Source organism: Bradyrhizobium sp. WSM2254, from assembly GCF_000472645.1.
Lineage (GTDB): Bacteria > Pseudomonadota > Alphaproteobacteria > Rhizobiales > Xanthobacteraceae > Bradyrhizobium > Bradyrhizobium niftali.
Genome location: NZ_AXAB01000069.1, coordinates 16,831 through 27,915, shown reverse-complemented (window position 1 = coordinate 27,915; position 11,085 = coordinate 16,831). Strand labels below are relative to the sequence as shown.

Genomic DNA, 11,085 nt, shown 5'->3' with positions numbered 1-11,085 from the left:
GAATCGGCATTGCCGTAGACGGCGCCGGTCGAGGAGAACACGATGCGATGGCAATCTGCGTTGCGCATTGCCTGGAGCAGCGACAGCGTGCCCTGCAAATTGTTGATGTAGTACTTCTGCGGGTCGGTCATGGATTCGCCGACGAGGCTCGCCGCCGCGAAATGCATCACCGCCGTGATCTTGTNATCGGCGAAGGCGCGCGCCAGCGCTGCGCCGTCGAGAAGGTCGCCGGTCACCAGGGGGCCGGCAACGAAGCTGCGATGACCTGTCGAGAGATTGTCATAAACGACGGGCTGATAGCCGGCGGCGGCCAGGGCGCGGCAGGCATGCGAGCCAATATAGCCCGCGCCCCCTGTGACGAGGACGGTCGGTCGGTCGGTCATGTCGTCTTCTACTCTTCTCTCAGCGATTGGAAGGCCGTTTGCGGCTGAAGAGAAGATAGAGTGCGCGGGGGTTGGTGGTCAAATAGCGCCAGAACAGGCGGCGTGGCTCGAGCCAGGTGCGCCAGGCCCATTCGAGTCCGAATTTCTGCATCCATTGCGGCGCGCGGGACCGGCTGCCCGACAAAAAGTTGAACAGGCCGCCCGATGTCTTGATAACGCCAACATTGGTCAACAGCGGCGTGTATTGCTCCACGAATGCCTGCTCGTTGGGCACGCCGAGCGCGACCCAGAGATAGTCCGGCGCGAGCGCGTTGATCTCCTCGACCTTCGCGCGCAGGGCCTCGCCGCGCAGATAGCCGTGGCTGTGCCCGACGATCTTGAGGTTCGGATACATCTTCCGGACGTTCTCGACCGCCGCGGCGTTCTCGTCCTCGCTGGCGCCGAACATGTAGAAGGTGCGGCCGACCGTTTCGGCCTTGCGCGCGACGACGTGGAACAGGTCCGTGGTCGCGACGCGCTCGGGCAGCGGGAACCAGGATTGCAGCTTCGAGGCCGCCACCAGCGGCTGGCCGTCGGCGTTGATCAGGTCGGCGGCGCGGAACAGGCGCTCGGTCTCCGGCTCGGTCGAGCAGCGCGCCAGCACCTCGCCATTGGCCGAGGTCAGGTGCAACGGACGGCCGATGCGATTGTCAGGATCGGTCGCCTCGATCATGAAGTCGGCGGTTGCTTCCAGGTCGAGCGCGGCCATGCGAAGGCCGCCGAGAGTGATCCGCGGCACGTCGGCGGTTGCGGCCCGGCCGTCCAGATTGACGCGGCGCTCAAGCATATTGTCTGCCTCGCTGACGCGCCTGGGTTGCGGGGGCGAGTTCGTCGAGCACGACGCCGACGAGCTTGCGCTCGGCGCGGCCGAGCGTGTTCAAGATCTCTTCGAGACTGTCGTTGATGTCGAGGCTGGTCGGCAGCACCGCCACCAGTGCGTCGGCGTCGTCGAGCAGCTTGCGGCCGCCGGCCGGGAGCGGCATCGCGGGGCCGTCGAGGATCACGAGGTCATAGCCGCCGGCGGCACGCGCCTGCGAAATCGCCTTGCGGATGGCCTCGGTCGCCTTGCCGGCATCGCCTTCGGCGGCCGGCAGCACCGAGATGCCGTTCACCGTCTTGATCTCGCGCGCGGCCTTGCTTCCGATCGAGAGCCAGCCGAGCGCGCTCGGCTCACTCTTGCCCGGACGGTTGACCTTGTTCGAGAGCGAGCGTGCCTGATGGTCGGCATCGATCATCAGCACGCGAGCACCGTCACGCGCGGCCGCGAGCGCGAAATTGAGCGCGGTCACGCTGCGCCCGGTGGTTTCGCTCGCACCAACGAGCGCGATCACCGGCATCGCCTTGCCGCCGGCACGCCGGGCGACCGCGGCGCGCATGTCGCGCCAGGCATTGAGCAGCGTCGTCAGGGGAAAGCCGGGGCGCAGCGTCGGCCAGCCCAGCCGTGTCAGATCAACGCCGCCGCCGGTGGCGAGAATGGCACCCAGCGTGTGGATGACGTCGGCCTCCTGCAGGCGTGCGATCAACGGCTTTTCGATCAGGGGCCTTTCGACCATCGAGGGCTGCAGCGATGGCGCGGCAAGTTCCGGCAGGGCCTGCGCGACCTCCGGGGTGCGCGATGCCTGCTGAGGCCGGGCAATCTCCGAAGTCCGCGTCGTCTCTGGAACTCGCGGAGCTTGCGGCGCCGGCGTGCGTTCACGGCGGGCCGGCGTGGGCGCGCCGGCGAACAGGAGCTCGGCGGCGACGAACCAGCTCGAAGCCGCGAGCGCGCCGAAGATGAAGCCGATCATGGCGAACAGGCTCATCGCCGGCGGGAACGAGCGCCGCTGCGGCACGGTGGCCTCGCCGATGACGCGGGCCGCCGAGGTGTTCAGGGTCTCCTGCTCCTCGGTCTCGCGCGAGCGCTTCAGGAAGGATTGATAGACGTCGCGGCTGGCATCGGCCTCGCGCTCCAGCTCGCGCAGGCGCACGGCGGCCTGGCTGAGCTGGACGCTCTGCCGCTTCTGCGCCTCCAGCGCTCGGTTCAGCGACGCCTCGTAGTCGCGGGCGCGCGTCAGATCGTTCTTGGCGGACTGCGCGAAGCGATCGATCTCTTCGTTGATGGTGCGCTTGAGATCCTCGACCTGCTTCTCGGTCTGGCGCAGCGCCGGATGGCGCGGGCCGAGCTCGCCGGCCTGCTCCGCGTACTTCTTGCGTGCGTCGGCATATTGCGCGCGCAGGTTCGCGATGGTTGGCGATTGCAGCGCTTCCGAATTCGCGCCGGCATCGGCAGCGGTGCGCCGGCTTGCCTCGATCTGGTCGAGCCGCGCCTGTGCGTCCATTGTCGCCGCGCGGGCCGCGGAAAGCCGCTGGTTGCTGGCGGAGAGCTGCTGGTCGCTGATCAGCGCGTCCTGGGTGCCGACGAAATTGTTCTGGGCCTTGTAGGTCGCAAGCGCGGTCTCGGCACTGCGCAACCGCTCGCGCAGCTCCTTGAGGCGGCCGGAGAGATCGTTGGTGGCGCGTCGCGCGGCCGAAGCCTGCGAGTTGCGGGATTCGGCGAGGTAGGCGCTGGTCAGCGTGTTGGCGAGCATCGCCGCTTTCGCCGGATCGGTCGACCAGACCTCGATGTCGACGATGAAGCTCTTCTCGGTCTTGCGGACCGTGATGTGCCGGTTCAACGCGTCGAGCGCCGCGAGCTGCACTTCCTTCGTCTCCGCGGCGGACGGCGCGCGGGGCTGAAGGCCGATCAGGCCGAGCAGCGACGACATCAGGCTCCTGACATCACCGCCGCCGCCGAATTCGGGGTCCTTGTCGAGACCAGCTTGCTGGATCACCTGGAGCAGCACACTGTTGGAGGTGATCAGGCGCGCCTGGCTCTCCACCACCATGGCCATGCCGGAGACGTCCTGGGCACGCGGCGTGAGCTCGCGATCGACCAGCTGAAGCTCGCGCGGGTCGACATAGAGCTGGGCGGTGGCGGTGTAGCGGGGTGTCACGCTCTTGCCGACGGTGACCGCAAGCGTCGCGCCGAGCAGGGCTGCGGCCGCAATCGCGATCTTTCGCCGCCAAAGCAGGCTGACCAGCTCCAGCACGCTGAAGCCGGCCTCGGATCTCTGCTGCGGGGCGTCCGGTCTGGCTCGATCTATCGGCTGGTTGTAGTCAAGCATGATCCCCAGCTTCCATTCCAACTGCCGCGGGCTGAGGGGTTACTCTTCGCTTCTTGCCACGCACCCGGGATATAGGTGCCCAGTCAACGCAACAGGGAAAATTAACCAAACGCATTGAGGGACTATTCACCGAAATGGCAAACAAAGCGTTTAAGCGCTCGCCGCTTCCCGGCGCGTCACCATGACACGCGCGATGCCGGGGTCCCCAAGGGATTAACGGTTCGTTACCGCGCGCAGCATGGCCGCGAGGCTCCGCCTGTCCTGCGATTGCCTGCGCGCGCGCCATGATCGTCAGCTTTTCCGCAGGATGACGTGATAATCGCCGCGGCGAACGTCGGTGCCGCGCGGCAGTACGGCGTTCAGCATTGCGGCACCGGCATCGACCAGGGCTGCGAACAGCGGCTTGCGCCGGCGCATCTCGGGATAGCGCGGACTCTCGACCTCACGACGATAGATTATCTCGAGTCCGTTGGCGGCCGCGAACGCTTCGAGCCGCGGCAACGTCACCAGCGGATGGAAGAAGGTCGGGAACGGCGGCTCGCCGGGCAGGCCGGCATCCTTGATGCCGCGGATGTGCCGGTAGAACCAGACGTGGAACCAGTGCGGCGAATATTTGGTGACGACGCCGGACAGCGAGCGCGGATTGGGCGCGCCGATCAGGATCATCCCGCCGCGCTTGAGTGCGTCGCGAAAATTCAGGAGCGCAGCGTCGACGTTGGGCAGATGCTCGATCACGTTGTAGCAGATCACGAGATCGAAGGTTTCGCGGCCGAAGGCGTAGGTCTGCACATCGCCGAGGATGGCTTCGTCCGCGTAGGTGTTGTTGCGGACCTGGTCCTCGTCGATGTCGACGACGGTGACCCGGCTGCGGCTCAGCAATTCCGGCGGCAGAACGCTGCACGAGCCGCCGCCGGCTTCATAGATGGCGAGCCGGCCCTGCGGCAGTTCGCGGCGCAGTACCTCGTGGACGGCGAGCAGGCTGTCGCGGGCTTCGCCGGGGACCAGATCGTGCAGCGCCTGGGCTTGCGCGGTCGCCGCGGGGATCTGGATCGCCGTGGCTGTCGCGAAATCGATCGTGGCTGGCTTGTTCATATTTTCTGACCGCGCTTGTTCGACTCAAATTTACAGGAAAAGTCTCGCATGCCCGAAGAGCAAATCCGGTGCCGCGCCGCTTCACAGGTCGCGGTGCTTACGGTCGGGTTAATGCGCATGGCCGTTAACCACAGTATCGTCCCTACCGCGCCGTCCGCAGCGGATGGACCGCGACTTGCAGTACCACGCGCGCATGGATTGGCAGGGAAAACACGCGAAAGCGGTTAAGCGCATGGCGGCAGGTCTGCATTGTCGAGAGATCCGTGGAAAGGTGCCGTTTCGCGGCTCGATCCGGCTGTTCACTTTGGCACGCATCTGTCCCGTGGCACTGTGTCCGCATGGGGCGGCACCGGCTCATGCGATTGACGCAGGGCTTTTTCAACATATCTCGGGCATCTAGAACGCCATGACGCTGATCCCGACAGACCTGTCCGCCAGCCGGCTCTCGGATGCCGTGCGCGATCCCAACCGGGAGATCGCGGCGAGCTCTCGCGTCATCGACCTGTCGGTCGGCATTGTCGTCTGCATTCCCTGCTTCCGCCGCCCGCAGCATTTGCGGCTGACGCTGGAATCGCTCGCGAGCCAGCGAACCCCGCGCTCCTTCGCTGTCGTCATGGTGGAGAACGACGCCGCGCGGCGCGAGAGCGCGCCGGTTGCCGCGGAGTATCTCGCCGCCGGCCGGCTCCAGGGCATCTGCCTTGTCGAGCAGCGGCAGGGTAACTGTCAGGCGATCAACGCTGCGTTCGAGACGGCGCAGGTGCTGTTTCCCGCTGCGACCCGCTTCCTGATGATCGACGACGACGAGATCGCCTCGCCCGACTGGCTCGAGCTGATGGTTCGCACCGCGGAGGCGACCGGCGCCGACGTGGTCGGCGGGCCCGTGCTGCCTGACTTCGACGACGACAGCCAGCCCTGGCTTTCGCGTCATCCCGCCTTCCGCCCTGCCTACGACTACAGCGGCGCGGTGCCGCTGATCTATGGCTGCGGCAATTGTCTGATCACGCGTGCGGCGTTCGACCGGCTCGGCAGTCCGGCCTTCGATCTGCGCTTCAACTTCCTCGGCGGCGGCGATTGCGACTTCTTCGTGCGTTGCCGCGATGCCGGAATGACATTCCACTGGACGACGGAGGCGGTCATCACCGAGACCGTGCCGCAAAGCCGCACCAGTCTCGGCTGGATCGCAAGGCGCGGTCTGCGCATCGGCGCGATCAACTACCGTGTGCAGTATAAGGCCGCGCAGGGCGTGGCGGCGCGGGTGCGGGTGTTTGCGCAGATGCTCGGCCGGCTGCCGCTGTCTCTAATACGCGCGGCACGTCTGCTGGGGACGTCGAAGGCCGTCGTCGCGATGCATCCCGTGACGGTCGCACTCGGCTCCTTGCTCGCGGCGCTCGGCATCGAGCCGAAGCCCTATGAGGCCTCGAAGATCGTGTCCTGACGGCGTGGTGGCGGACTAGATGCCAAAGCAGGCGAGGGCGACCCTGAGCGCGGAGCGCGGCAGCGATTTGAGCGAGCGGCGGCCGACCATCCCGAGATAGGTGGAGGCCTCGCGATATCTGCCGAAGCGGACCGCCTGCATGGCCGAATAGGTGACGAGATGAATCTCGGCCGCCTGCCGCAGCCCGGCTGCCGTGCCCGCGGGCAATCTCGCCAGGATCAGCCCGTCGTCGAAGACCCGCGCGATCGCCGGGAAGAAATCCTGCGGTGTCCGTATCGCCGCGTTCATGGTGTTGGCCGTGTGCAGGCGGTAGTCGAGCAGAAGCTTTGGTGCGAACTCGAACTCGCCGATCGCGGCAAGGCGGCACCAGCAGTGCCAGTCCTCGCAATATCTGAGGGAGGTGTCGAAGCCGCCAATGGCGCGGAAGGCCTCCGCGCGTGCGAGCGCGATGCCGCCATTGACGATGAAATTGCCGGCCGCGAGCCGCGTCAGCACGTCGCCGGAGGGCTTGCGGCGTCCTTTCAACAGGTCGCGCCGGCCGATCTGCCGTCCCTCGCTGTCGATCGTGTTGTAGTCGCCGTAGACGAGCACGGCGCGTGGAGCTCCGCGCGCTGCCGCCAGCAGTGCCGCCACCGCGCCGGGGCGCATGCGGTCGTCGGCATCGAGGAAGAGCAGCCACTCGCCGCTGGCATGTCGCGCGCCGAGATTGCGTGCGGCCGATACCCCGGCTGAATCGTTGGTCATCAGGCGCAGCCGCGGGTCGCGAATGGCGCGGACGATCGAAATGGTGTTGTCGGTCGAACCGTCGTCCACGACGATCACCTCGGTCACCTCGGCTTGCGCCAGTGCGCTGGCGAGGGTTTCGCCGACATAGGCCGCAACGTTCTTGGCGGGAATGACGACGGACACCGATGTGGTCGAGCCCACCGGCAGCGGAAGGCGCGCTGGCGTCGCCACGCGTGAGCTGACCGGTAGATCGAGAACGTCTTCGGCGGTGATCAAGCTGCGGCTCGTCTTTAAGGGTCTGTTAACCAGGGCGCATCTGTTGACGCGATCGATCGCAACCTTGGCCGCCGCGGATGATACTCGCATTACGGCGAAATCGTTTCCCGGAAGGCCTGCGCGACGCCGGTTTCGCAGAATAACGTTAAGCCAACAGCATTAAGCCTGTGGCAAATTTGGAGGAGTGCGACAGCCGGTCCCATGCGAGAATGCGCACACGGCTGCCGCGGATGGATTCCAGTGCCCGCAACGACTTTCGACTACGATCCCGACGACATGATTCTCAACCTCTTCTACGAGGACAAGGACGATCGCTGGTTTCCCGGCGACCGGCATCTGCGGCGCATGGCGCGCCGCATGCTGCTCGGCGAGCCGCGCATGAGCGGGCAGCTTCGCGTGTTCCTCAATCTCTGCGCAGGGCTCAATCGACTCGGCATCCGCTACCGCGTCAACGACTACCGCCACATCGCGCAGCATCCCGAGGAAGTCGCCTGCATCATCGGTCGCACCTTCCTGCTCGACAAGTTCGTGTGGAAGAATCCGATCCTGCTCGGCGTCGCCGCCCACAATCATCCGCTCGACGATCCCGACCTGTTCAAGCGATTGCCGGTGAAGAAGGTCGTGGTGCCCGGCCAGTGGTACGTCGACATGTACCGGCCGTATTGGCCCGACACGGAGGCCTGGCCCGTCGGCATCGATACGGATCTCTGGGCGCCGTCGCCCGCTTCGCAGAAGACCATCGACGTGCTGATCTACGACAAGGTCCACTGGGACCGCGAGCGCTATGCGCCGGAGTTGATCGAGCCTGTCCGCGCCCGGCTCCTGAAGGAGGGGCGCTCGTTCACGGAGCTGCGCTACGGCAGCTACAAGGAAGAGGACTATCAGGCCGCGCTGGCGCGTTCGCGTGCGATGATCTTCCTGTGCCAGAACGAAAGCCAGGGCATCGCCTATCAGCAGGCGTTGTCCTGCGGCGTGCCGGTATTCGCCTGGGACCCTGGCGGGCCGTGGCGGGACCCCGATTATTATCCGCATCGGGTGAAGTTCGAGCCGGTGTCGTCGGTGCCGTACTGGGATCACCGTTGCGGCACCAGGTTCGTCGACACCGCCGGGTTCGAGGCGGGCTGGGACGATTTCTGGACCGGCTGCGCCGCTGGCACGTTCGATCCGCGCGGCTTCGTGCTCGACAATCTGACGCTAGAACAGCGGGCGCTGCAATATTACGAGATCGCGCGGAGCGTGGCGCGACAGCAGAAGGTGTCCGACGCATCCGGCCTGCTGGTTGACGGATGGTTAACGGGGACGGGCTAAGACTTGGCGCTTGCTTCCCCGGGTTCACCAGGCCGGCCATGAGCCATGAATCGCAGCGCCGCTGACATGACCGACGTCGAGGCCCGATCGTTCGGCCGCGTCCTGCGCGATGGGCTTGCCGGCCTGAATGCCGTGCTGGCTGCGCGCGGCCTCGTTGCGGTTGCGGCCCTGCTCCTCGTGCTGGTGACGCTCGATCCGTTTCCCGATTTGCGCAATCCCGATGTTACCGCTGTCGTCGGCGGACGAATGGCGCTCACCTATGTTTCCTGGGGTCTGCTGGCTGTGGTCGCAGTGCCGTTCGTCGCCGTCACGGATGCGCCCGCGCTGAAGAGCCTGGTGACCCCGCTGCATCTCTGCCTCGTCGGCTGGCTGTTGATCAACATCGTCTTCTCCGAGAGCCGCGGCGTTTCGATGCAGCGCTTCGTGCTCGCTGCCAGCATGACGTCGCTCGCCGTCCTGTTGCCATTGCTGCCGCCGACGCAGCGCAGCTTCAACCTGTGCCTCGGTGCTGCCGCGCTCGTGCTGCTGGTGCTGTGCTATCTCGGCGTCTTCCTCGCGCCGCAATATTCCATGCACACCGCGCTCGACCTCACCGAGCCGCAACTTGCCGGCGACTGGCGCGGCAGTTTCGGCCACAAGAACGTCGCATCGCCGGTGATGACCATCCTGGTCTATGTCGGCATCTACCTCTGCAGCGTCGGGTCGTTCGTGATGGGACCGACGATCGCCGCGCTGGCCGGCCTCTTCCTGATCTTCACCGGCGGCAAGACGTCGTCGGTGCTGTGCCTTGCGATCTACGCCCTCGCCTCGCTGGTCTGTCTCACACCGAGCCTGTGGCTGAAGCGGCTCATTTGCTTCGTGCCGCTGATCGTGATGAACCTGCTGACGGTCGGCAGTGTCGTGAGCCCATCGCTCGGCGCCATGACTCGATTGCTTCCTCTCGATCCCACTTTCACCGGCCGTTCCGACATCTGGGAGTTTGCGCTCGCAGCCGTCGCCGAAAAGCCGATCATCGGCCACGGCTATGCGGCGTTCTGGGACGACGTGACGGCGCGGCAGACCGCCCAGGGCGCCGAATGGGCGACGTCCGCTGCGCACAGCCACAACAGCTATCTCGACCTCGCGGTCACCATCGGCCTGCCGGGCTTGCTGCTCGTCATCCTCGTCTTCGTGCTTGCGCCGCTCCGCAATTTCCAGTCGGCCCAGGCTCACAACCGCAGTGCTGCGCTGGTCAAGCTGTTCCTGACCGTGTGGCTGTTCGGCCTGTATTACGGGACCACCGAGACCTTCCTGCTCGAACGGCAGAATCCGATCTGGTTCATGTTCGCGCTTGCCGTGGCCGGTCTGCACTTCCTGGCCAGATTCCAGTGCGTCGAGCAAACGGAACCGCGCACTGACAGCTTGTCGCAGTCGGGACCGTCGTAGTGGCATAGGCTTAACGATATGCAGCGACGTCACTTGTGGTCTGCGGCAAACATAATCTATCTGGAAACATTCAGTAACTGCATGACCCGCGGATGACGTTTCTCAGCGTCGAGAAACCAGATGATCGGGTGTCCAGCACGTCGGGAATCGCGGTCGATTTCGTGCGTGACTGGCGGCAGGTCGCATTGCGCCTGAATGCCGGCCATCGCACCGCCTTCCAGCATGGTTACTGGCTCAGCGCCTGGTACGAGGCGTTTCACGATCTTGCCCCGCTGATCGCCGTGATCTCCGATGCCGCGACCGGCAAGGACATCGCGGTGGTGCCGCTGATCAGCCATATCAGGCGCGGCATCCGCGTCGTCGAGTTCGCCGACCTCGGCGTCTCCGACAACAACGCGCCGATCCTGGCGCTCGATGCCGCGTTGGATGGAGCGGCGATGGATATGCTCGGCAAGGCGCTGGTCGACGCGCTCTGCGCCTCGCCCGACCGCTTCGACCTGCTGCGCCCGAGGAAGATGCCTGCGCATGTCGGCGGCAAGCCGAACCCGCTGGTGTCGCTCGGTCGTATCGGATCCAGCTCGCTGAACGGAAATCTCGTGCTGACGGGCGACAGCTATGACGACTATCAGGCCTCGATCAAGCGCATGCAGATGCCACGCTGCTGGCGCGTGTTCAGTCGCTATGCCGGCGCGCGCTTCGAGATCGCCGCGGATGTCACGCGCGCGCATGAGCTGCTGGACGTGATGGATGCCCAGCAGCAGGCGCGCATGCGCAAGCTCGGCTCGCGGTTCGTCCTCAACGACGACACGCATGCCCGATTCTATCGCGAGGTCGCGCGCCAGGGCGTTGCGGATGGCTATGCCGTCGTCTCGGCGCTGGTGTGCGACGAGGGCGTCGTTGCCACCACGCTCGGCGTCAGGCATGGCGCGACCTATTTCCTGCTGCGCATCAGCCACGCCGGCGATGCATGGTCGAGCTGCTCGCCGGGGCTGCTCGTCACCGAGCGCACCATGGCGGCGCTGCATGCACAGGGCGTGCGCCGTTTCGATCTCAGCATCGGCAACCAGGACTACAAGCGCCGCTTCGGCGCCGAGCCGGTGCCGTTGACCGACGTCAGCGTCGCGCTGTCCTGGCGTGGCGCTCCTTACGCGTGGCGCGACCATGCTGCGCAGGGCCTGCGCCGCCACCCCAGGCTCGCCGCCGTCGCGGCGCGGGCGATCGGCAAGGGCACGCGCTGACAGGCGCCCCCTGTTCGCTC

At 66.0% G+C, this 11,085-nt stretch carries 9 protein-coding genes; 4 read left to right on the top strand and 5 right to left on the bottom strand.

What is annotated here, in order from left to right; all coding sequences use genetic code 11:
- The 4 genes from A3M7_RS0135840 to A3M7_RS0135825 all read right to left on the bottom strand — a co-directional run.
- Positions 1 to 383: NAD-dependent epimerase/dehydratase family protein (locus A3M7_RS0135840; protein ID WP_027547815.1), on the bottom strand; the 383-nt coding region annotated here is incomplete at its 3' end.
- A 19-nt stretch (positions 384 to 402) separates the two neighbouring features.
- Positions 403 to 1,209, bottom strand: coding sequence for a WecB/TagA/CpsF family glycosyltransferase (locus A3M7_RS0135835; RefSeq protein ID WP_027548218.1), 807 nt, complete (start codon positions 1,207 to 1,209; stop codon positions 403 to 405).
- Positions 1,202 to 3,565, bottom strand: a complete 2,364-nt coding sequence (locus A3M7_RS0135830) for an exopolysaccharide transport family protein (protein ID WP_027548217.1) — start codon at positions 3,563 to 3,565, stop codon at positions 1,202 to 1,204. Before A3M7_RS0135830 ends, A3M7_RS0135835 begins: the two co-directional genes overlap by 8 nt.
- A 291-nt stretch (positions 3,566 to 3,856) precedes the next feature.
- Entirely contained in the window at positions 3,857 to 4,657 is an 801-nt protein-coding gene (locus A3M7_RS0135825; RefSeq protein ID WP_027548216.1) for a bifunctional 2-polyprenyl-6-hydroxyphenol methylase/3-demethylubiquinol 3-O-methyltransferase UbiG, read from the bottom strand.
- 406 nt (positions 4,658 to 5,063) lie between these two features.
- Here A3M7_RS0135825 and A3M7_RS0135820 point away from each other — a divergent pair, with 406 nt between their 5' ends.
- Positions 5,064 to 6,092, top strand: coding sequence for a glycosyltransferase family 2 protein (locus A3M7_RS0135820; RefSeq protein WP_027548215.1), 1,029 nt, complete (start codon positions 5,064 to 5,066; stop codon positions 6,090 to 6,092).
- A gap of 15 nt (positions 6,093 to 6,107) precedes the next feature.
- Here A3M7_RS0135820 and A3M7_RS0135815 read toward each other — a convergent pair whose 3' ends face one another.
- Positions 6,108 to 7,094: a glycosyltransferase gene (locus A3M7_RS0135815; protein ID WP_027548214.1), complete on the bottom strand. Its 987-nt coding sequence runs from the start codon at positions 7,092 to 7,094 to the stop codon at positions 6,108 to 6,110.
- A gap of 240 nt (positions 7,095 to 7,334) precedes the next feature.
- Here A3M7_RS0135815 and A3M7_RS0135810 point away from each other — a divergent pair, with 240 nt between their 5' ends.
- The 3 genes from A3M7_RS0135810 (at position 7,335) to A3M7_RS50035 (ending at position 11,065) form a co-directional block, all read left to right on the top strand.
- Positions 7,335 to 8,402 (top strand): glycosyltransferase, encoded by a 1,068-nt coding sequence (locus A3M7_RS0135810; protein WP_027548213.1) that lies wholly within the window; start codon positions 7,335 to 7,337, stop codon positions 8,400 to 8,402.
- A gap of 45 nt (positions 8,403 to 8,447) precedes the next feature.
- Positions 8,448 to 9,827, top strand: coding sequence for an O-antigen ligase (locus A3M7_RS0135805; RefSeq protein WP_027548212.1), 1,380 nt, complete (start codon positions 8,448 to 8,450; stop codon positions 9,825 to 9,827).
- Between the two features lie 92 nt (positions 9,828 to 9,919).
- Positions 9,920 to 11,065: a GNAT family N-acetyltransferase gene (locus tag A3M7_RS50035; RefSeq protein WP_027548211.1), complete on the top strand. Its 1,146-nt coding sequence runs from the start codon at positions 9,920 to 9,922 to the stop codon at positions 11,063 to 11,065.
- Positions 11,066 to 11,085: the final 20 nt, after the last annotated feature.